Source organism: Meridianimarinicoccus zhengii (genome assembly GCF_003254465.1).
In the GTDB taxonomy this organism is placed as follows: domain Bacteria; phylum Pseudomonadota; class Alphaproteobacteria; order Rhodobacterales; family Rhodobacteraceae; genus Meridianimarinicoccus; species Meridianimarinicoccus zhengii.
In genome coordinates, this window is sequence record NZ_QDFI01000023.1 from 22,700 (window position 1) to 43,736 (window position 21,037).

Annotated in this window: 21 protein-coding genes; 18 read left to right on the forward strand and 3 right to left on the reverse strand. The window is 65.5% G+C overall.

Annotated features, from left to right (window positions below):
• Positions 1 to 193 precede the first annotated feature (193 nt).
• On the forward strand, positions 194 to 1,945 hold the full coding sequence (locus DDE13_RS09475) for an acetolactate synthase 3 large subunit (RefSeq protein WP_111403777.1): 1,752 nt from the start codon (positions 194 to 196) through the stop codon (positions 1,943 to 1,945).
• Positions 1,946 to 2,007: 62 nt separating this feature from the next.
• Complete coding sequence (locus DDE13_RS09480) at positions 2,008 to 2,250, forward strand: hypothetical protein (protein WP_162630927.1); 243 nt, start codon at positions 2,008 to 2,010, stop codon at positions 2,248 to 2,250.
• A 51-nt stretch (positions 2,251 to 2,301) separates the two neighbouring features.
• Here DDE13_RS09480 and DDE13_RS09485 read toward each other — a convergent pair whose 3' ends face one another.
• Positions 2,302 to 2,802: a hypothetical protein gene (locus DDE13_RS09485; protein WP_111403781.1), complete on the reverse strand. Its 501-nt coding sequence runs from the start codon at positions 2,800 to 2,802 to the stop codon at positions 2,302 to 2,304.
• A 217-nt stretch (positions 2,803 to 3,019) separates the two neighbouring features.
• Here DDE13_RS09485 and ilvN point away from each other — a divergent pair, with 217 nt between their 5' ends.
• Together ilvN and DDE13_RS09495 are read left to right on the forward strand one after the other, a co-directional pair.
• On the forward strand, positions 3,020 to 3,589 hold the full coding sequence (ilvN, locus tag DDE13_RS09490; RefSeq protein WP_111403783.1) for an acetolactate synthase small subunit: 570 nt from the start codon (positions 3,020 to 3,022) through the stop codon (positions 3,587 to 3,589).
• A gap of 2 nt (positions 3,590 to 3,591) precedes the next feature.
• The gene (locus tag DDE13_RS09495; protein ID WP_111403785.1) at positions 3,592 to 4,389 is read left to right on the forward strand and encodes a DsbA family protein; all 798 of its coding nucleotides are present in this window, start codon (positions 3,592 to 3,594) and stop codon (positions 4,387 to 4,389) included.
• Between the two features lie 60 nt (positions 4,390 to 4,449).
• Here the strand turns inward: DDE13_RS09495 and DDE13_RS09500 are convergent, their stop codons facing one another.
• A complete protein-coding gene (locus DDE13_RS09500; protein WP_111403787.1) occupies positions 4,450 to 5,574 on the reverse strand; it encodes a Gfo/Idh/MocA family protein in 1,125 nt (374 codons plus the stop codon).
• 22 nt (positions 5,575 to 5,596) lie between these two features.
• Positions 5,597 to 6,313 carry a GntR family transcriptional regulator gene (locus tag DDE13_RS09505; protein ID WP_111403789.1) on the reverse strand — a complete coding sequence of 239 codons (717 nt, stop codon included), beginning with the start codon at positions 6,311 to 6,313 and terminating at the stop codon, positions 5,597 to 5,599.
• Positions 6,314 to 6,395: 82 nt separating this feature from the next.
• Between DDE13_RS09505 and DDE13_RS09510 the strand changes: the two genes are divergently transcribed.
• The 14 genes from DDE13_RS09510 to DDE13_RS09575 all read left to right on the forward strand — a co-directional run bounded on the left by DDE13_RS09510 (position 6,396) and on the right by DDE13_RS09575 (position 21,036).
• Positions 6,396 to 7,550: an LLM class flavin-dependent oxidoreductase gene (locus DDE13_RS09510; RefSeq protein ID WP_111403791.1), complete on the forward strand. Its 1,155-nt coding sequence runs from the start codon at positions 6,396 to 6,398 to the stop codon at positions 7,548 to 7,550.
• Positions 7,550 to 8,443, forward strand: a complete 894-nt coding sequence (locus tag DDE13_RS09515; protein ID WP_111403793.1) for an aldo/keto reductase — start codon at positions 7,550 to 7,552, stop codon at positions 8,441 to 8,443. Before DDE13_RS09510 ends, DDE13_RS09515 begins: the two co-directional genes overlap by 1 nt.
• 23 nt (positions 8,444 to 8,466) lie before the next feature.
• Positions 8,467 to 8,961 (forward strand): flavin reductase family protein, encoded by a 495-nt coding sequence (locus DDE13_RS09520; RefSeq protein ID WP_111403830.1) that lies wholly within the window; start codon positions 8,467 to 8,469, stop codon positions 8,959 to 8,961.
• Between the two features lie 85 nt (positions 8,962 to 9,046).
• The gene (locus DDE13_RS09525) at positions 9,047 to 9,703 is read left to right on the forward strand and encodes a TRAP transporter small permease (protein ID WP_111403795.1); all 657 of its coding nucleotides are present in this window, start codon (positions 9,047 to 9,049) and stop codon (positions 9,701 to 9,703) included.
• A 1-nt stretch (position 9,704) separates the two neighbouring features.
• Complete coding sequence (locus tag DDE13_RS09530) at positions 9,705 to 10,994, forward strand: TRAP transporter large permease (protein WP_111403797.1); 1,290 nt, start codon at positions 9,705 to 9,707, stop codon at positions 10,992 to 10,994.
• Positions 10,995 to 11,016: 22 nt separating this feature from the next.
• On the forward strand, positions 11,017 to 12,072 hold the full coding sequence (locus DDE13_RS09535; protein ID WP_111403800.1) for a TRAP transporter substrate-binding protein: 1,056 nt from the start codon (positions 11,017 to 11,019) through the stop codon (positions 12,070 to 12,072).
• A 150-nt stretch (positions 12,073 to 12,222) separates the two neighbouring features.
• Positions 12,223 to 12,837 carry a hypothetical protein gene (locus DDE13_RS09540; protein ID WP_111403802.1) on the forward strand — a complete coding sequence of 205 codons (615 nt, stop codon included), beginning with the start codon at positions 12,223 to 12,225 and terminating at the stop codon, positions 12,835 to 12,837.
• Positions 12,838 to 13,299: 462 nt separating this feature from the next.
• On the forward strand, positions 13,300 to 15,267 hold the full coding sequence (acs, locus tag DDE13_RS09545; RefSeq protein WP_111403804.1) for an acetate--CoA ligase: 1,968 nt from the start codon (positions 13,300 to 13,302) through the stop codon (positions 15,265 to 15,267).
• 4 nt (positions 15,268 to 15,271) lie between these two features.
• Positions 15,272 to 15,961 (forward strand): adenylate kinase, encoded by a 690-nt coding sequence (locus DDE13_RS09550; protein ID WP_111403806.1) that lies wholly within the window; start codon positions 15,272 to 15,274, stop codon positions 15,959 to 15,961.
• Positions 15,962 to 16,079: 118 nt separating this feature from the next.
• Positions 16,080 to 16,337 (forward strand): DUF4212 domain-containing protein, encoded by a 258-nt coding sequence (locus DDE13_RS09555; protein WP_111403808.1) that lies wholly within the window; start codon positions 16,080 to 16,082, stop codon positions 16,335 to 16,337.
• Positions 16,338 to 16,352: 15 nt separating this feature from the next.
• Positions 16,353 to 18,134: a sodium:solute symporter family protein gene (locus tag DDE13_RS09560; protein WP_111403810.1), complete on the forward strand. Its 1,782-nt coding sequence runs from the start codon at positions 16,353 to 16,355 to the stop codon at positions 18,132 to 18,134.
• 108 nt (positions 18,135 to 18,242) lie between these two features.
• Positions 18,243 to 20,066, forward strand: coding sequence for a DUF294 nucleotidyltransferase-like domain-containing protein (locus DDE13_RS09565; RefSeq protein WP_111403812.1), 1,824 nt, complete (start codon positions 18,243 to 18,245; stop codon positions 20,064 to 20,066).
• A gap of 35 nt (positions 20,067 to 20,101) precedes the next feature.
• Positions 20,102 to 20,629 (forward strand): hypothetical protein, encoded by a 528-nt coding sequence (locus tag DDE13_RS09570; protein WP_111403814.1) that lies wholly within the window; start codon positions 20,102 to 20,104, stop codon positions 20,627 to 20,629.
• Complete coding sequence (locus tag DDE13_RS09575; RefSeq protein ID WP_111403816.1) at positions 20,629 to 21,036, forward strand: DNA-binding response regulator; 408 nt, start codon at positions 20,629 to 20,631, stop codon at positions 21,034 to 21,036. The genes DDE13_RS09570 and DDE13_RS09575 overlap by 1 nt, the downstream gene beginning before the upstream one ends.
• The last annotated feature ends 1 nt before the right edge of the window (position 21,037 follow it).

Genomic DNA, 21,037 nt, shown 5'->3' on the forward strand with positions numbered 1-21,037 from the left:
GCCCCGGTTCTCGCGGCCTATCAGGCGGAACGTGGTGGGAGAGCGAGACGATGACACCCCTTGTCGTACTTCGAGACAGATGGCGCATGGGCCGGTAACGGCACCCATATCAGACCCATGCGCCCCCGAGTAACACCGGGGGTTTTTTTATGGCCCTCCCCCAGACCGCACAGAACGCGAACGGAGCAAGCAGATGACCCAGATGAGCGGCGCCCAGATGGTGGTTCAGGCCCTGAAGGATCAGGGGGTCGAGGTAATCTTCGGCTATCCCGGCGGCGCCGTGCTCCCGATCTATGACGAGATCTTCCAGCAGACCGACATCCGCCACATCCTCGTCCGCCACGAACAGGGGGCCGTGCACGCCGCCGAAGGCTACGCCCGCGCCACCGGCAAGCCGGGCGTCGCTCTCGTGACCTCCGGTCCCGGCGCCACCAACGCGGTCACCGGCCTGACGGACGCGCTGATGGACTCCATCCCGATCATCGTGCTGTCGGGACAGGTGCCGACCTTCATGATCGGCAACGACGCCTTCCAGGAAGCCGACACCGTCGGCATCACCCGCCCTTGCACCAAGCACAACTGGCTGGTCAAGGACACCGCGGACCTGTCGAACATCATTCATCAGGCGTTCCACGTGGCGACCCATGGCCGCCCCGGCCCCGTGCTCGTGGACATCCCCAAGGACGTGCAGTTCGCCACCGACACCTACACGCCGAAAGCCCGCGCCAGCACCAAGCACTACCAGCCGCGCGTCAAGGGCGACATCGACCAGATCACCCGGCTCGTGGAGATGATGGAAACCGCTGAGCGGCCGATCTTCTACACCGGCGGCGGCGTCATCAACTCCGGCCCCGCCGCGAGCCAGCTTCTGCGTGAACTCGTCGCCGCCACCGGTTTTCCCATCACCTCCACGCTGATGGGGCTGGGCGCCTATCCCGCGTCGGGCGACAACTGGCTCGGGATGCTCGGGATGCACGGGCTTGTCGAAGCGAACCTCGCCATGCATGGCTGCGACCTGATGATCAACATCGGCGCGCGCTTCGACGACCGCATCACTGGCCGCGTGCAGGATTTCTCGCCCCACTCGCGCAAGGCGCATATCGACATCGACCCCTCGTCCATCAACAAGGTGATCCACGCCGACGTGCCGATCATCGGCGATGTGGGCCATGTTCTCGAAGACGTGCTCAAGGTCTGGAAGGCCCGCGGGCGCAAGACCAACGCGGGCGCGCTGCCGAAATGGTGGGCGCAGATCGACGAATGGCGCAAGGTCCGCTGCCTGTCCTACAAGAACTCCGACACGGTCATCAAACCGCAATACGCGCTCGAACGCCTCGAGGCGCTGACCAAGGACCGCGACCGCTACATCTGCACCGAGGTCGGCCAGCACCAGATGTGGGCCGCGCAGTACCTGGGGTTCGAGGCACCGAACCGCTGGATGACCTCCGGCGGCTTGGGCACCATGGGCTACGGCACCCCGGCGTCGATCGGCGTGCAGGTCGCCCACCCCGACGCGCTGGTGATCAACGTCGCGGGCGAAGCATCGTGGCTGATGAACATGCAGGAAATGGGCACCGCCGTTCAGTTCCGCCTGCCCGTGAAACAGTTCATCCTGAACAACGAACGGCTCGGCATGGTGCGCCAGTGGCAGGAATTGCTGCACGGCGAACGCTACAGCCATTCGTGGTCGGAATCCCTGCCCGATTTCGTGAAACTGGCCGAGGCGTTCGGGGCCAAGGGCATCATCTGCAAGGACCCGGCGGATCTCGATGACGCGATCATGGAGATGCTCGACTATGACGGGCCGGTGATCTTCGATTGCTGCGTGGAAAAGCATGAAAACTGCTTCCCCATGATCCCGTCGGGCAAGGCCCATAACGAAATGCTGCTGGGCGACGCCTCCACCAAGGACGCCATCGGCGCCGGCGGCGGGGTGCTGGTCTGACAATGCTTGTGCGCACCAGAATTGCGGCTGTCGTTGCGCTCTTCGTCTTCGCTGGAAGCGCTATGCCGACGATAGCCAGCGAACGCGAAGATGCCTTGGCGCTTCTTGAAGCCGCCGCCGCCGATCTTCCAAGGGGTATTGCGGGCATACCTGCACAATGGTTCGAGATGAATTCGGCCATCGGCTGGGAAAAAATGATGCTGGTGTTCGGCTACGCTGATAACCGAACAGCCTGCAATAATATGATGGAACTGGCATACGCGGAAACCACTGAACGTGACTTCCGCTGTACACCGGCGAACTGAAGGAAGCTCTAGTTTGCGTTTCCGGGTCGTGAAAGCGTCACGAAGCTGCCCTCACCCCAGCCGCGTGCCGCGCACCTGGTACACGGCCGCCGCGACCACAGCGAACAGCACATGACCGACAAGCGCCACCCATGTAATCCCGGTGAACCCGAGAAACGCCGGATTGCCCGCGATCAGATGCGCCATGATGTAAAGCGCGAAGACCCACAGCCCGATGCCATAGGCCACGGCAGCGGCGGACCACGGCAATTGCGGCACGAACCGGCGGGCCAGCGGTTCGGCCACCAGCAGCCAGCCCAGCGGATAGGCGACCATCCCGGCGAAATAATGCAGGAAATGCGCCCCCGGCGACCAGGTGGACCCGAAAATGGTCTGGATCACCTGGTTGGCCAGCGGCACCGGGGCGAGATTGGCGAAACCCAGCCCCGGGCTGACCGACTGGCCGAAGAAATCGAAGGCGATGGTCGCCACCGCCCCGGCATAGAGGGTGCTGGCGGCGATCCCCACCGTGCCGGTGGCATGTGCATCGGTGATGTCGGCATGGGCAGTCATGGCAGTCCTCCTCGTGGGTGTGTGTCCGTCTGCCTGCAGTATCGCCGCCATGGCCCCGCCGGCCAATCTGCGCTACGCGGACGTGACCGCGCGCGATCACGGCCCCCGATATCGCCCGCCCGGCGTGATCGTCATTGTAACAATCGGCCCCGCAAGGCCCCGAAACCGCCCCTGTTCGCGCCCCGCCGCGCCCATGGCTGAAACAAAGGACCCGCCCATGTCGCCGCTTCAGATCGAAAAAGGCTCGTCGCAGCACTCCGCCTATGACCTGCGCAGCCACCTGTCGCAGGATACCGAACGCCACACGCTCGCCGTGATCGTGGACAACGAATCCGGCGTGCTCGCCCGCGTGATCGGGCTGTTCTCGGGGCGCGGCTACAATATCGACAGCCTGACCGTGGCCGAGGTGGACCATACCGGCCATCGTTCGCGCATCACCATCGTGACCACCGGCACGCCGCAGGTGATCCTTCAGATCAAGACGCAGCTCGAACGGATGGTTCCCGTGCACGAGGTCCACGACCTCACCGTCGAAGGCGCGTCCGTGGAACGGGAACTGGCGCTCATCAAGGTGCGCGGCACCGGCGACAAGCGGGTCGAAGCCCTGCGGCTGGCCGACATCTTCCGCGCCAAGGTGGTCGATACGTCGCTCGACAGCTTCGTGTTCGAAATCACCGGCACCCCGGAAAAGGTCGACGCCTTCGCGGAACTGATGCGCCCCCTGGGGCTGTTCGAGGTCGCGCGCACCGGCGTCGCGGCCCTGTCGCGCGGCGCGGTCGCCCGCTGACCGTGCCGGGGGACGATCCCGGCACCGGGTCTGGCCCGAACGCGTCCCGGCGCGGCAACCGCCGCGGGCTTCTGGTCTTCGCCGCCGCAGGGGCCGCCGCCATCGCCGCCCCGCGACTCTGGTCGGTTTTCGCACCGCCCCCGCCCGGCACGGCGATCCCCGGCCTGCCCGGCTTCGTACGGCTTGACGACAGCCCGGTCAGCGGCGCGGCGGACCCTTTCGCCGGGCTGGACGTCCCCGCCCCGGACGCCATCGCGCCCGCGCCGATGCCCGAAGCCGGACCTGCGCTCTGTGCCGCGCTGTTCCGCGACGGGATCGCCCCCGGCACCGTGCCCATGGCCTTCTTCACCGACATCAACTGCCCGTTCTGCCGCGCGATGGAACGCTGGCTGCCGGATATCGGGGGCGACCGGGCATCGCTGACATGGCACGACCTGCCGCTGCTCGGCCCCGCCTCCCGCGCCGCGGCGCGGGCCGTGGCCGCGGCGCATCTGCAAGGCGCGGGCAACGCCATGCGCGCGCGGCTGCACCGGGCGCGGCTGCAACCGACGCCCGACTACATCCGCAGCCTCGCCGACGGTATCGGGCTCGACGCCGACCGGCTGGCCGCGGACATGACCGGCGCGGCGGTCACCGCGCGGCTGGCGCAAAGCCTTGGCCTGTTCCACGGGTTCCGCGCGGCAGGCACGCCGACGCTCGTGGTCGGCGGTACGCTGGCGGTCGGGCAGCGGTCCGAGGCGTTCGTGGCGGGCCTGATCGACACCGCCGCCGCCCGTCCCGACCGCCTGCCCTGCGCCTGACCGCGCGGGCGCGGCGGATTCGGAGTCATACGAGAGTCATACAAGAGTCATACGCGAATCCTACACCGCGCCGACCGCCGCTTTCTCCGGTTGCGCCGCCGCAAGCGTCGGCAGATCCAACCGCACCACGCGCCCCTCGGCCGCCGATTGCTGCGCCGCCAGACCCATCAGGACCGCACGCATCCCGTCTTCCAGCCCGACCTCCGGTTCGGCCACGCCGCGCACCACGTCGAGAAATCGCTGGTGCTGGAAATAGGTCGACCCGTTGTGATCGCCCGCCTCCAGAAGCGTCTCGGGTACCGGAATATCCCGTGTTTCCGGGCCTTTGGGGTGGCGCGGGCTCAGGATCAGCTTGGGCGTCGGCGCCGGTCCAAGCGCTTCGGGCCAGAACCGCCCCGGCCCCGGCACCAGCGCCTGGATCTTGCCAAGCCCGCCCACGGCGGTGATCTCTTCCTGGTATTCCGCGCCTTCCGCGAACATGCACAGATCGAGCATCGCCCGCGCCCCGCGCGCGAATTCCACGATCACATAGCCATGGTCCCACACATCCGCCTCACCGATGTGATTGACCGCCTGCCCCCCGCTCGCCATCACCGCAACCGGTTCATCTTGCAGGATGAATCGCATCAGGTCGAAGAAATGGCAGCACTTCTCGACCATCGTCCCGCCGCTCCGCGCTTCCCGCCGGTTCCAGCCCCCGACCTTGTCGAGAAACGGAAACCGATGCTCCCGCAACGTCAGCATCCGCACCCCCCCGGTCACCGTCGCGGCCTCCTGCACCAGCGCCGCGACCGGCGGCATGTAGCGGTATTCCATCGCCACCCACACGGGCACCGTGTAGGTCGCGCGGAAAGCCTCCAGCCGCGCCACGTCGGACGGGCTTGTAAACAGGGGCTTTTCCACGAGGATCGGCAGGTGCCGACCCGCCGCGATCCGCTCCAGCTGGTCCATGTGGCAATCGTTCGGCGACGCGATCAGCAGCGCGTCCAGCGTCTCGTCGGCCAGAAGTGCGTCGATATCCGGGTACACGACCGCATCGGGCACCAGCGCCGCCGCCTGCGCGCGCATGCCCGCGTCGGGTTCGAAGATCGCCGCGACGCGCGCACCGTCCAACAGCGCGATATTGCGGATGTGTTCCTGCCCCATCATGCCCGCGCCGATGATGCCGTAGTTCTGTATCGTCATGTTCCGACTGTCTTTCCTGTGGTCAGCGCCGCGCCACATACCGCGCGCGCGCCGGGTTGAACCATGTGAACGAGATTTCGGGGCAGTCGCCCTCGGGCGTCGTGCTGCGCCGTTCCACGTAGCCGCAGGGCGCACCCGCGGCACAGCCCATGGCATCGCCCCATACCGGGACGGCATCGAGGCCGATTCGATCTTCCACCGCCGCGATCCACAGACCGAGCCGCTCGCGGTAGAAAAGGTACAGCGATTCCGACAGGTCGTCCGGCGACAGCCGCGCTGCGCGCGCCCCGTCCAGCCAGATTTCCTCCACCGCGACGACGACGTCGTCGAGCAGACGCAAGCGCCGGATGCGATGACCCTGCCGATCCAGGCCGAAGGGCGGGAGGTCGGCAGGCTTGTCCAGCCGGTCCACCGACAGCACACGCGCGCGCGGAAGCCCCCCGCCATCCATGCGTTCGAGCCGGAAGAACGAATAGACACCGATGTCTTTCCCGGCGTCCTTGATGTAGTTCCCCGACCCTTGCAGCCGCGCGATCACGCCGTCCTGCTGCAATTGCGCCAGCGTCTTGCGCAAGGTGCCCACGGCCACGCCAAGGTCCTGTGCCAGCGTCCGTTCGGGCGGCAGGCGGTCACCGACGCGCAGCCGCCCCGCCGCGATCTCACGCAGCAGCACCTCGCGCAGCTGCAGGTATTTCGGCAGCGCGGTGCGGTCTGCAACGGCGGTGGGCGGGGCGGCCATAATTGTCTCCGGCGCGAATTGATTTATGATTGATGCACCATTCGAGAGGTGATAGGCAAGCAAAAAACAAGGAGACCCAACCATGACCATCGTGCCCATCACCTCGCCCGATCTCGACGCGGTCGAGGTGTCGTGGTTCTCGGCGCTTTGCTCCGACGACTATCGGTTTCTGGGCGTGCCCGATGGCGACCTGCGGTCTAGCTTCGCGCATTGCTCGGCCATCGTGCGCGAGGCCGAATCGCAGGGGTTCCGCAACATCCTGTGCCCGTCGTCGTTCCAGGTCGGACAGGACGTGCTGACCTTCGTGGCCGGCTGCGCGCCGCTGACAGAGCGGATCAATTTCCTCGCCGCCGTGCGCTGCGGCGAACTGCACCCACTGATGCTGGGCCGCACCATCGCCACGCTCGACCACATGCTGGAGGGACGGCTGACGGTGAACATCATCTCCAGCGACTTCCCCGGCGAGACGGCCGACAGCGCCTTTCGCTACCAACGCTCGCGCGAGGTCGTGGAGATTCTCAAGCAGGGCTGGATACGGGACCGGATCGATTATCACGGCGAGGTCTACGACTTCACCGACATGCCGACGGACCCGGTACGCCCCTACCAGACCGGCGGGCCGCTGCTGTATTTCGGCGGCTACTCGCCCGCGGCGCTCGACCTGTGCGGACAGCATTGCGACGTGTACCTGATGTGGCCCGAACCCAAGGAACAGATCGCCGAACGCATGAAGGCCGCTGCGCAAGCCGCGGAAAACTATGACCGCACGCTCGATTTCGGCCTGCGCGTGCATGTCATTGTGCGCGACACAGAGACCGAGGCACGCGAATATGCCGAGCATCTCGTGAGCCAGCTTGACGACGAATACGGCAAGCTTATCCGCGACCGGGCGCACGATTCCATCTCGCTCGGCGTGTCGCACCAGTCCCGTGCACGGGAGTTGGCGGATCAGTTCGGCTATATCGAACCCCACTTGTGGACCGGGATCGGGCGTGCCCGGTCGGGCTGCGGTGCCGCCCTTGTCGGGTCCACCGATCAGGTCATGTCCGAACTGGAGGCCTATCGCAAGATGGGCATCCGCGCCTTCATCCTGTCCGGATACCCCCACCAGGACGAATGCCGCGCCTTCGGGTCGCGCGTCCTGCCCCAGATGAAGACCTGTTCGCTGCCCGAAGCCTATGGGCGCGTGCCCGCAACCACACCGCCCACGCCGCTGGGCACCGGAGACCGTCACTGATGCAACGTGCCATTCTTGCCCCTGATTTCTCGCTCTCGCGCATCGTCTACGGAATGTGGCGGCTGGGCGATGACGACGACACCGGCCCCGCCCACGTGCAGGCCAAGATCGAGGCGTGTCTAGACCAGGGCATAACGACCTTCGACCAGGCCGACATCTACGGCGGCTACACGGCCGAGGCGATCTTCGGCGGCGCCCTCCGCGCGGCCCCCCATCTGCGGGAGCGGATGGAGATCGTCACGAAATGCGGGATTGTCGCACCTGCGGGCCGCCACGAAGACGCGCGGGTGAAACACTACGACACGTCCGCCGCGCATATCACGGCATCGGTGGATCAGTCGCTGGCAGATATGGCCATCGAACGGATCGACCTGCTGCTGATCCACCGCCCCGATCCGCTGATGAACCATGCGGAAACCGGCGGGGCGCTGGATGCGCTGGTGGCGTCGGGCAAGGTGCGTCATGTGGGCGTGTCCAACTTCAAGCCCCATGACTGGACGCTGCTGCAATCGGCCATGCGCACGCCGCTGGTGACCAACCAGATCGAGATCAGCCTGCTGCACACCGACCCCTTCACGAACGGCGACATCGCGTTCCTTCAGGAACGCGGCGTGGTACCGATGGCGTGGTCCCCGCTGGGCGGCGGCGCGCTTTTCAAGAAAAAAAACAAGCGGCTGGCGAAGATACTGGACGATATCGGCGAGCGTTTCGACGTCGACGCCGCCGCGGTCGCGGTGGCGTGGCTGATGCATCACCCGGCATGGATCGCGCCGGTCATGGGCACCAACAGCCTGTCGCGGATTGCGACGCTGGGGGATGCGTGCAAGGTGCAACTGGACCGGGAGGACTGGTTCGCGCTCTATACCGAGGCCAACGGGGAGGAAGTTCCCTGATGGACGGGACAAAGGATGTCGACATGACCCAATTCCTGCCGGGCCCGGGCATGGAGCGCCCGTATCGCGACGCGCTCGGCACCTTCGCGACCGGCGTCACCATCGTCACGGCAGCGGCCCCAGACGGCCCTGTCGCGATCACAGTGAACAGTTTCGCATCCGTGTCGCTGTCGCCTGCGCTGGTGCTGTGGTCCATCGATCTCGGGTCGGACCGTTGCCCGCTTTTCCGTAACGCCACCCACAGCGCGATCCACGTGCTTGGTCGCGAACAGGCGCTCCTGGCACGGCATTTCGCCAAGAACGGTCGGGATTTCAACGGGCAGGACTGGTCGCTGTCGGACATGGGCGTGCCGCTTCTGGCGGGGTGCCCGGCGCGGCTGGAATGTGAACTGGTGGCGGATCATCCCGGGGGGGACCACCGTATTCTGGTGAATCAGGTGCTGCGGGTGACGCGGGCGCCAGGTGAGCCGCTTCTGTTCGCCGGCGGGGCTTTCGGGCAGGTCGCGCCGCTGGTCTGACCCGGCGCGGAAGGTGCGACACCCGCGGCAAACGCGGGGACGAGGCGGCCGACATCAGGCCGATACAAAGGGAGGGGACTGCGCCATGGCGATCTTGCTGGGGCTGATTGCGCCGTTGCAAGCGTTGAACACAACGCTTGGGCGGCTGGGACATTGGGCGACGGTGATCGCCATGGCGCTCATGGTCACGGTGATCGTGTTGCAGGTGGTGTTCCGGTACGTTCTAAACAACGCGTTGCCATGGCCGGACGAGGCCGCGCGCTTCTTCATGCTATGGATGACCGGCCTGATCGCACCGGTCGCCTATCGCAGGGGCGGGTTCGTGGCGATCGACATGCTGGTGCGCGCCCTTCCCGCCCGGATCGGCGCGGCACTGGCCTTTGTGCTGCTGCTCGTGGCCATGCTCGTGCTGATCAAGGGTATCCAGCTCGGCCACGCACACACCATGTCGGGCTGCCTGTTCCGGTCTGGATCTCTGTGGCTACCGTTCTCCGTGCAGTTCGCGCTGCCCGTGCCCGGGTCCGGCATGTCGCTGACGCTCTGCACAGCTGCGGATTTCGCGCTTGGCGTGACATGGGGCTGGGCCAAACTGCCGCTTGCGACGATGTATGCCTCGCTATTCCTGGGGTTCGTGCTTCTGACGCTCGTGAATCTCGAACTCATCCTCCGCGCGCTTGTGTCCATGCTGGGCGGCGCGCAGGATCTCAAGCCCATTCCGGGCGGTGTCGTGGGAGCCGAATGACATGCTGATCTGGTTTCTTCCCGCCTTTCTCGTGCTGCTGATGATCGGATTGCCGGTCTTCTTCGCCATGCTCGCCGCACCCGGCATCATGCTCTGGCTCAACGGACAGGAACGCGATCTGTCCCTGCTTTACCGCAATGTGTATAACGGGATGGACAGTTTCCCGCTCATGGCGATCCCGTTCTTCATGCTGGCGGGCGAATTGATGAACCGCGGCGGCATCACCATGCGGCTGGTGGAGTTCAGTCAGGCCATGATCGGGCATCTGCGCGGCGGGCTTGCCCATGTGAACGTGATGTCGTCGATGCTGTTCGCGGGGCTGTCCGGTTCGGCCGTCGCCGATACCTCGGCGCTCGGGTCCATGCTGATCCCGGCGATGGAGAAGCAGGGCTACACCCGCCGCTTCGCTGCCGCGATCACCGCCGCCAGTTCCGTCATCGGCCCGATCATCCCGCCCTCGGGCATCATGATCATCTATGCCTATGTCATGGGGGAATCCGTTGCGGCCCTGTTCCTTGCCGGGATCGTGCCGGGCATTCTCGTCGGTCTCGGCCTGATGTTGATGATCAAGGTCATGGCCGACCGCTACGACTTTCCCATCGCATCGCAGCGCACAACGTGGGGCGAGGCCGGACAGGCCAGCCTGAAGGCGTTCTTTCCGCTGATGACGCCGGTCATCATCCTCGGCGGCATCCTCGCGGGCGTGTTCACCCCGACCGAGGCGGCGGCGGTCGCGGTGGCCTATGCGCTCGTGATCGGGCTGTTCGTTCTGCGCACCCTGAAGCCCGGCGACATTCCCGAGGTGCTGGCCAATGCAGGCATGACCTCGGCAGTGGTGCTGCTGCTCGTGGGGGCCGCGATGGCGTTCAAGACCGTCGTGTCGCTGGCACATGCGCCTGAAACGCTGGCGGCGATCATCCTCGGGCTGTCCGAGAACCCGCTGATCCTGCTGTTCCTCATCAACCTGCTGCTGTTCGTGGTCGGCATGTTCCTCGACGCGGGGCCGGCGATCATCATCCTCGGGCCGATCCTCGGGCCGATCTTCACCGATCTCGGGGTGGACGGCGTGCATTTCGCCATCATCATGTCGGTGAACCTGACCGTGGGGCTGGCGACACCGCCGATGGGGCTGGTGCTGTTCGTGGCGTCCAGCGTATCGGGCGAACGGGTGGAATCCATCGCCCGCGCCATCCTGCCCTTTCTCGCCGTGGAAATCGCCGTGATCTTCCTGATCACCTTCGTGCCCGCGATTTCCCTGACCGTGCCCCGCCTTGCGGGTTTCCTGAACTGAAGAGCAACCGGGAGGACCAAACATGCTCAGACAACTCACCACACCGCTTCTGGCCGCGGCACTGGCCGCTGCCCCGCTGACGGCGCTGGCGCAGGAATACACCCTGCGCGCCACCGCGAATTCGAACACCGATGACGAGGATTACGACGGACTCGTCGTCTTCAAGAACTATGTCGAGGCGGCATCGAACGGCGCCATCGAGGTGGAACTCTATATCGGCACGCAGCTGTGCGGAAACGGCGCCGAATGCCTTCAGGGCGTGGCCGACGGGTCCATCGACATCTTCATCTCCACCTCCGGCGGGGCAGCGGGGATCTTTCCCTATGTCCAGGTGCTCGACCTGCCGTACCTGATGACTGGCGACCGGATCGCGGAAACCGTCCTGCAGGGCGATTTCGTGCGAACCATGCGCGACATGGCGCTGGAGGATTCCGGTGGGCTGATCCGGCTGATGACCATCGGCAATACCGGCGGCTGGCGCAACTTCGCCAACACCGAGCGCCGGGTGCAGACCCCCGCTGACCTCGAGGGGTTGAAGATCCGGACCGTGGTCGCCGACCTGCCGCAGGAACTGACCCGCGCGCTGGGGGCGTCGCCCACACCGATCCCATGGCCCGAACTGTTCACCTCGCTTCAGACGGGCGTCGTGGAAGGCACCAAGAACGGCATCACCGACATCATGGGCATGAAATTCCCCGAGGCCGGACTGCAGTACATAACGCTCGACGGGCACGCGTACATGGGCGCGCTGTGGTGGATGAACAACGACCGGTTCCTGTCGATGCCCGAGGATTTGCGCCGCGTGGTGATGGACGGGTTCTACCAGTTGCAGCAGGCGACCTTCGCCAGCCCCAAGCGCAAGTCGATCCCGGCCTATGAAGCCTTCGTGGAAGGCGGTGGCGACATCTACGTGCCCACGCCCGAAGAAAAGGACGCGTTCCGCGAGGCGGCGGCACCGGTCTATGACTGGTTCCAGACCAACGTTCCGCGCGGCCCCGAGATCTACACGGCGCTCCGCGATGCGGTGGCAGATGCTGAAGCGGAGCTGAATGCGGCCAACGCGCGTGACCTGAACTGATCCGGACGGTGCCGCACCTGCCCTTTCGCGGCGCCAACCCTGTACGAAAGGATACCGCCATGCAGCCTTTGCATGGCGGTATCGCCTTAAGGCAACCTTCACGGCAGCCCTCCGGACTGCCATATGACTGCCAACACGGAGGGTTGTCCCATGAAACGTCTTGCCATCACGATCGCATTTGTCGCCACCATGACGCTGGCCGGTGCCGCGGGCGCCGCGACGATCGTTTCGAACGAAATCGATGCGCCGGGCGGCGACTATTCCAACAGCCACGCGAACCCCACGGCATTCGCGCAGGACGTGGCGCTTGTCACAGGCGCGCAGAACCGCAAGCCGGATGTCGACTGGCTTCTGTTCGACGGCTTCGCGCCGGGCACGGAGCGGCTGGAATTCACCTTCACGAATCCCGGCGGCGGCTGGGGAGGGCTGAACCTGCGGCTCAAGGAAGAAGCGTTCAAGAACGTCAATGACTGGTGGCCGCTGCTCGACAGTTGGTCGATCAGCAACGTGACCGACGCGCGGTCCGTGACGGTGTCGTATGTCCTGAACGGATATACCGGCCCGATCTACGCGGCACTGGATTTCTACAAGGACAACGATTTCGGAAACGGCAACGGGCTCCAGTACAGCGTCGCACGCATCGGCGGGGTCTATCAGCCCGAAACGGGCGCCGCGCCGGCCGCTGTGCCGCTGCCTGCGGCGGGTGTGCTTGGGCTTGCCGGGCTGGCCGCATTGGCGGCGCTGCGGGCCCGCCGCCGGGCCTGACCCATCTTTCCGCGGGGGTCGTTCAAGGCCGCGCCTGTCAAAGGGCGCGGCTTTTCGCGTGCTGGGGCAAGTACATGGCCCCGCGACTCATGTTAGCGCCCAGCATCAAGCTTCTTCTTGCCATCCTGCCAAGCGACCCCACGGGGGGCGGCGATTTTGTCACACCGCACCGAGCGCACCTGCCGCGCATTTTCGCGGTATGGATCCGGTGCGCTTGGGCCAGGCGCGCAGGGACAAGGGACGGAAATTCTTGCACATTTCATCGGCAGTCACGGAAGTTTACGGATTTTCCATGGCGTGGGAAAAGATGTTTACAGAAAAGCCGCGCCATTCCCTAGGGTTATTCCGTGATTTTCCAAAGATGGTATTGTTGCCGCGGGAGCACTGGCCCCCGCTGCGCAGCCATCTTCGCCTGCCCGGGTGCCGAACAACGCAAGTTGACACAAGGACGGGAGGACTCAGATGACGAGTCAGACAGAGGGCGCTGCACGCACCTATCCGCCGAGCGCGGACTTCGCAGCGAACGCGCATATCGATGCCGCCACATACGACGACATGTACGCCGCATCGCTCGCCGACCCTGAGGCGTTCTGGGGCGAGCATGGCAAGATGCTCGACTGGATCAAACCCTATGGCAAGGTCAAGGACGTCAACTTTGCGCTCGACGACCTGCACATCCGCTGGTTCGAGGACGGAACGCTGAACGTCTGCGCGAACTGCGTCGACCGGCACCTTGCGACCCGGGGCGACCAGACCGCGATCATCTTCGAACCCGACAATCCGGACGAACCCGCCAAGCACATCACCTACAAGCAGCTTCACGTCGAAGTCTGCAAGATGGCCAACATTCTCGAAGGTCTCGGCGTGCGCAAGGGCGACCGCGTGGTGCTGTACCTGCCGATGATCCCGGAAGCCGCCTATGCGATGCTGGCCTGCGCGCGGATCGGCGCCGTGCATTCCATCGTCTTCGCGGGCTTTTCGCCCGACGCACTGTCGGCCCGGATCAACGGCTGCGACGCCAAGCTTGTCATCACCGCCGATTACGCCCCCCGCGGCGGCCGCAACACGCCACTGAAATCCAATGCCGATGCGGCGCTGCTGCACTGCAAGGACACGGTCAAGTGTCTGGTGGTCAAACGTACCGGCGGCCAGACGACCTGGATCGACGGGCGCGATTTCGACTATGCCGAGCTGCATGCGGAGGCCGACGACACGGCCCGCGCGGTTGAGGTGAACGCTGAGGACCCGCTGTTCATCCTCTATACGTCCGGCTCGACCGGCCAGCCCAAGGGTGTGGTGCACAGCTCTGGCGGCTATCTGCTCTATGCCGCGATGACCCACAAGTTCACATTCGATTACAAGGACGGCGACATCTTCTGGTGCACCGCCGACGTCGGCTGGGTCACGGGGCACAGCTACATCGTCTACGGGCCGCTTGCGAACGGTGCCACGACGGTCATGTTCGAAGGCGTGCCGACATACCCGGACGCCAGCCGCTTCTGGCAGGTCTGCGAGAAGCACAAGGTCAACCAGTTCTACACCGCCCCGACCGCGATCCGGGCGCTGATGGGCAAGGGCACGGAGTTCGTCGAGAAGGCCGACCTGTCGTCCCTGCGCATCCTCGGCACCGTCGGCGAACCGATCAACCCGGAAGCGTGGAACTGGTATAACGACAATGTCGGCAAGGGCCGCTGCCCGATCGTTGACACGTGGTGGCAGACCGAAACCGGTGGCCACCTGATGACCCCCCTGCCCGGCGCACATGCGACCAAGCCGGGGGCCGCGATGAAGCCCTTCTTCGGCATCGAGCCCGTCGTTCTCGACCCGCAATCGGGCGAGGAGATCCACGACAATCCGACCGAGGGCGTTCTGTGCATCAAGGACAGCTGGCCGGGGCAGATGCGCACCGTCTGGGGCGACCATGAGCGGTTCGGCAAGACCTACTTCTCGGACTACAAGGGCTACTACTTCACCGGCGACGGCTGCCGCCGCGATGCGGATGGCGATTACTGGATCACGGGGCGGGTCGATGACGTCATCAACGTGTCCGGCCACCGCATGGGCACCGCGGAAGTCGAAAGCGCGCTCGTGGCCCATGCCAAGGTGGCCGAGGCCGCGGTGGTGGGCTATCCGCACGCGGTCAAGGGCCAGGGCATCTATTGCTACGTCACGCTGATGAACGGCGAGGAGCCGTCGGACGAATTGCGCACCGAGCTGCGCAACTGGGTCCGCAACGAGATCGGCCCGATCGCCAGCCCGGACCTGATCCAGTGGGCGCCGGGCCTGCCCAAGACCCGTTCGGGCAAGATCATGCGCCGTATCCTGCGCAAGATCGCGGAAAACGACTTTGGCAGCCTTGGCGACACGTCTACGCTGGCCGAGCCCGCGGTGGTTGACGACCTGATCGAAAACCGCATGAACCGGGCCTGAGACCATGGACGGAGTGAACCACGTGACGACAACACCCGCAGTGCTGATCCTGCTGGGGCCTCCGGGCGCCGGCAAGGGCACCCAGGCACGGATGCTCGAAGAGAAATACGGCCTTGTGCAACTGTCCACCGGCGACCTGCTGCGCGCGGCCGTGGCCGCAGGCACCGATGCCGGACAGGCCGCAAAGGCGGTGATGGACTCCGGGGGGCTCGTATCCGACGACATCGTGCTCGCCATTCTCCGCGACCGCATGGCCGATCCGGACACACAGGCCGGCGTGATCCTCGACGGGTTTCCGCGCACAACCGGTCAGGCCGAGGCATTGGATGCACTTCTGGCCGAGAGCGGCCAGAAGATCGACGCCGCCGTGTCGCTCGAAGTCGAGGACGAGGCGATGGTGGAACGGGTCTCCGGCCGCTACACCTGCGCGAAGTGCGGCGAGGGCTATCACGACACGTTCAAGCGGCCCAAGGTCGAGGGCGTGTGTGACAAGTGCGGCGGCACCGAGATGAAGCGCCGTGCCGACGACAATGCCGAGACGGTCCGGTCGCGGCTTGATGCATATCATGCACAAACCGCACCACTGATCGGATACTACGACAGCCGCGGCGTTCTCCGGCATGTCGATGCCATGGCCGATATCGGCGATGTCGCCGACGCGCTGGGTCGGATCGTGGAAAGCGTCCGGCACTGAAACCTTCGGTGCCCGGAGGGAGGGCGCCGATGATACGACCACCCGCAGAAGGCAAGGGCACGGAACCACGCGGTTCCGTGAACGGAGATCTGCACCATCAAAAAAGGGAGCGACCGCAATGGCGGACAATTCTTCGAACAACGAATATTGGGCGGCCAATATTCGGATCATCAAGATATGCCTCGTGATCTGGGCACTGGTGTCCTTCGGGTTCGGCATCCTGCTGCGCCCGCTGCTGATGGGCATCCCCGTCGGCGGGACCGATCTGGGCTTCTGGTTCGCCCAGCAGGGTTCGATCCTCGTCTTCCTCGCGCTGATCTTCTTCTACGCGTGGTACGTGAACCGGCTCGACAAGAAATTCGGCGTCGAAGAATAAGGGACCCAGGGACCAATGGATCAGTTTACACTCAACCTGCTGTTCGTGGGCGCGTCATTCGCGCTCTACATCGGCATCGCGATCTGGGCCCGCGCAGGGTCCACGTCTGAATTCTACGCCGCCGGGCGCGGCGTGCACCCCATCACCAACGGGATGGCCACGGCTGCGGACTGGATGTCCGCGGCGTCCTTCATCTCGATGGCGGGTCTTCTCGCCTTTGGCGGCTATGCGACATCGTCCTACCTGATGGGCTGGACAGGCGGCTACGTGCTGCTGGCGCTTCTGCTCGCGCCATATCTGCGCAAGTTCGGCAAGTTCACCGTGCCAGAATTCATCGGTGACCGGTTCTACAGCCCGACCGCGCGCATGGTTGCCGTGGCAGCGCTCATCATCGCATCGATCACCTATGTGATCGGGCAGATGACCGGCGTGGGCGTGGCGTTCTCGCGCTTTCTCGAGGTCGACAACACCACTGGCCTGCTGATCGGCGCGGCCATCGTGTTCTTCTACGCCGTGCTTGGCGGCATGAAGGGCGTGACCTACACGCAGGTGGCACAATACTGCGTGCTCATCACCGCCTACACGATCCCGGCGATCTTCATCTCGCTGCAACTGACCGGCAACCCGCTGCCGTGGCTCGGACTGTTCGGTGAGCATTCCGCGTCCGGTGCGCCTCTGCTGGCCCGTCTTGACGACGTGGTGACGGATCTCGGCTTCAACGAATACACGCTTCAGGACGGCACGCCGTCGGCGGTCATCAACATGGTGCTGTTCACCCTGTCGCTGATGATCGGCACGGCGGGCCTGCCCCACGTGATCATCCGGTTCTTCACCGTGCCCCGCGTTGCGGATGCACGCTGGTCGGCCGGCTGGGCACTTGTGTTCATCGCGCTGCTGTACCTGACGGCGCCGGCCGTGGGCGCCATGGCGCGGCTCAATCTGATCGACACGGTCTATCCCAACGGCGTCGCGGAAGAACCGATCGAGTACGAAGCGCGCCCCGACTGGATGCGCAACTGGGAAGTCACCGGTCTGCTCGGCTTCGAGGACAAGAACGGCGACGGCCGCATCCAGTGGTACAACGACCGAAATGCCGAGTTCCAGGCTTCGGTCGCCGACCGCGGCTGGGAAGGGTCGGAACTGACCGTGAACAACGACATCCTCGTGCTGGCCAACCCGGAAATCGCGCAGCTTCCCGGCTGGGTAATCGGCCTCGTGGCCGCGGGCGGTCTTGCCGCGGCGTTGTCCACGGCGGCAGGTCTTCTGCTGGCGATCTCGTCCTCGGTCAGTCATGACCTGTTCAAGGGCCAGCTCACCCCGAACATGAGCGAAAAGGCCGAACTTCGGGTCGCCCGCGGATCCATGGCCGTGGCGATCGCCGTGGCCACATATCTGGGCCTGAATCCTCCGGGCTTTGCGGCGCAGACGGTCGCGTTGGCCTTCGGCCTTGCGGCATCGTCGATCTTCCCGGCGCTGATGATGGGCATCTTCTTCAAGCGCATCAACAACTACGGTGCGGTTGCGGGCATGCTGACCGGCCTGATCTTCACGCTGGTCTACATCTTCATGCACAAGGGCTGGTTCTTCATCCCGGGCACCAACCAGTTCCCGGACACGATTCAGGGCTCGCTTTTGGGTATCCAGTCCACCGCCATCGGGTCGGTGGGTGCCGTCCTGAACTTCATCGTGGCCTACTTCGTGTCCAACGCGACCGAAGAACCGCCGCAGGACATCCAGGACCTCGTGGAAAGCATCCGCATTCCCAAGGGGGCCGGTGCCGCTGCTGCGGATCACTGACCCCCGGTTCCGGCAGGCCGCCCCCCGGCCTGCCGGTTCCCAGAAGATCCGGATGCGCGGCACGATTGCCGCGCATCCGCCATTTTCCCGAAGCGTGCGGAGCACAGCATGGATCACGACCCCGACCCGATCCGTGATTTCCTGACCTCGGTCCATCCCTACGACACACTTCCCCTTGACGAGCTTCACGCCGTCATCGACCGGATGCGCGATGCGAACTTCGAGCCGGGTGAGGCGATATACCAAGTCGGTGACACGCTCGAAGGTCTGTGCCTCGTGATGTCCGGTTCGGTCGAGGTCCGGGACCCTTCCGGTTCGCAACTGTCACTGTTGGGGCCGCGCAATTCCTTCGGCGAACGTGGATTGCTGCGCAGCGGCACCGCTGTCACGTCGGCCTTCGCGGCGGCGCGCTCGCGCATCCTGATCCTGCCAAGGGCCGAATTCGACCGGTTGCGCGACACCCATGGCAGTTTCGCGAAGTTCTTCGACCGCAGCGGTCCCGAGCGGCACCGCGCGCTGTCCCTGGCCACGACGCAGGTGTCCAACCTGCTCACCGGCCCGCCCATTTCCTGTCCGCCCGACACGACCATCCGGGATGCAGCCCGCCAGATGCGCGCGCGCAACATATCGAGCCTCGCCGTGGTGGAAGACGGCGCACTGCGCGGCATCGTCACGACAACCGATCTGTCGCACCGGGTCGTGGCCGAGGCGATCGACGGCGCCCTGCCCGTCACGACCATCATGACGCCCGATCCGATCACCCTGCCGCCCGATGCGCTCGCCTCGGACGTGCTGCACATAATGCACGAACGCCATATCGGCCACCTGCCGATCAGCGAGCATGGCAAGCTGATCGGCATGGTCACGCAGACCGACCTGACACGCCTCCAGGCGGTCACGTCCGCGCAGTTCGTCAGCGACATCGCCCATGCCCGGACGCCCGAAGGCATGTCGCGCACCACGGCGCAGATCCCGCAACTCCTCGTCCAGCTCGTGGCCAGCGGCAACCGGCACGAGGTCGTCACGCGGCTGATCACCGATATCGCCGATGCCGCAACCCGTCGGCTGCTGAAGCTGGCGGAGGACAAGCTGGGCCCGCCGCCGGTTCCCTATGCGTGGCTGGCCTGCGGCAGCCAGGGCCGGCGCGAACAGACCGGCGTCAGCGACCAAGACAACTGCATCATCATCGACGACCGCGCGGCCGACGGCGACATGGCCTATTTCGAGCGGCTCGCCGATTTCGTCTGCGACGGGCTGAACACCTGCGGCTATGTCTATTGCCCCGGCGACATGATGGCCTCCAACCCGCGCTGGCGACAGCCCCTGCGCGTCTGGCGGCAGTATTTCGACGGCTGGATCGCAAAGCCCAGCCCGGAATCCCAGATGCTGGCATCTGTCATGTTCGACTTGCGCGTGATCGGCGGCACGGCGGACCTGTTCACGGGGCTCCAGCAGGACACGCTCAGGCGCGCGGCGGCCAACAGCATCTTCGTCGCGCACATGGTGTCGAACGCCATGAAGCACACGCCGCCGCTGGGCCTTTTGCGCGGGTTCGCCACGATCCGGTCCGGCGAGCACAAGAACGCCATCGACCTGAAGCATAACGGCGTCGTGCCGGTCACGGATCTCGCGCGGGTCTATGCGCTGCAAGGGCAGCTGGCGCCGGTGAACACCCGCGCGCGGCTCGACGCGGCGGCCAGGGCGAACGTCCTCAGCAAGACAGGGGCCAGCGACCTGACCGACGCCTATGACCTGATCGCGCAGACCCGGCTTGAACATCAGGCGAACCGGGTGCGCCGCGGCCTTGCGCCGGACAATTTCCTGACACCCGGCGATCTGTCGGACTTTGAGCGAAGTCATCTCCGGGATGCCTTCGTCGTGATAAAGACACTGCAATCGGCCATCGGCCACGGGCGCGGCATGCTGGGCTAGAGCAGCCGCGACCGCCGGACAACAAGGGGGGAGCCATGTTTCTGGAACTCATCGCGACATTCGTCACCGGCTTTGGCGTGGCGGGGATCGTGCTGTTGCTGAACAAGATGCTGCGCGGCCGGCTGCCGCGATGGCTCGTGCCGGCCTCGGGCGGGCTGGCGATGATCGCCTTCGCGATCTGGTCGGAATATTCATGGTACCCGCGCACCGCCGGGCAGTTGCCCGCGCCGGTCGTGGTCGCGTGGCACAACAGCGAAAGCGCGCCGTGGAAACCCTGGACCTATGCCGTGCCCCAGACCACGCGGTTCGTCGCCGTGGACACGGGCACGATCCGCACCAATGACGCGCTGCCGGGTCAGCGGATGGTAGATCTCTACCTGATGGGCCGCTGGGCGCCCGGGCGGCAAGTCCGTGTCGTGCTGGACTGCGACGGCGCGCGCCGGGCCGACCTGATGGAAGACGTGGCGATGGACGAAAACGGCGCGGTAGACCCCGCCGCCTGGGTACAGATGGACCCGTCCGATCCGGTGCTGACAACCGCCTGCGACGCGGAGGTGGGGTGATGCCCGGCACGTTCCGCCCCACGCAGCCCGTGGCAAGGCATACGGTGGCGATCCTCTGCGGTCCGCCGCCTCTTGCGCGTCTTTGCGAAACCACGCTTGAGCGGATGGGTCTGGCCCCGCGCCGCCTGTCCGATGGCGCCGATGCGATGCGAACACTTGAAACCGCGCCGCCGGACCTGCTGCTGGTTCTGCTGATGGGCCGTGATCCTGCCGCGCTGGCGCTGTGTCAGGCTGTCGGACAGGAACCCGCGTTTGCCGGCACCCGGCTTGTCGTCGTGCAGGACAGTGCCCGCGACATCGACCGGCGCCGCGCCCGCGCGCTGGGGGCGGATGCCGTGCTGCCGCTGCCACTCGATCCCGGCATGCTCGACCGGGCGATCCGTCCGCTTCTGGCGGTACCGGCCTGAC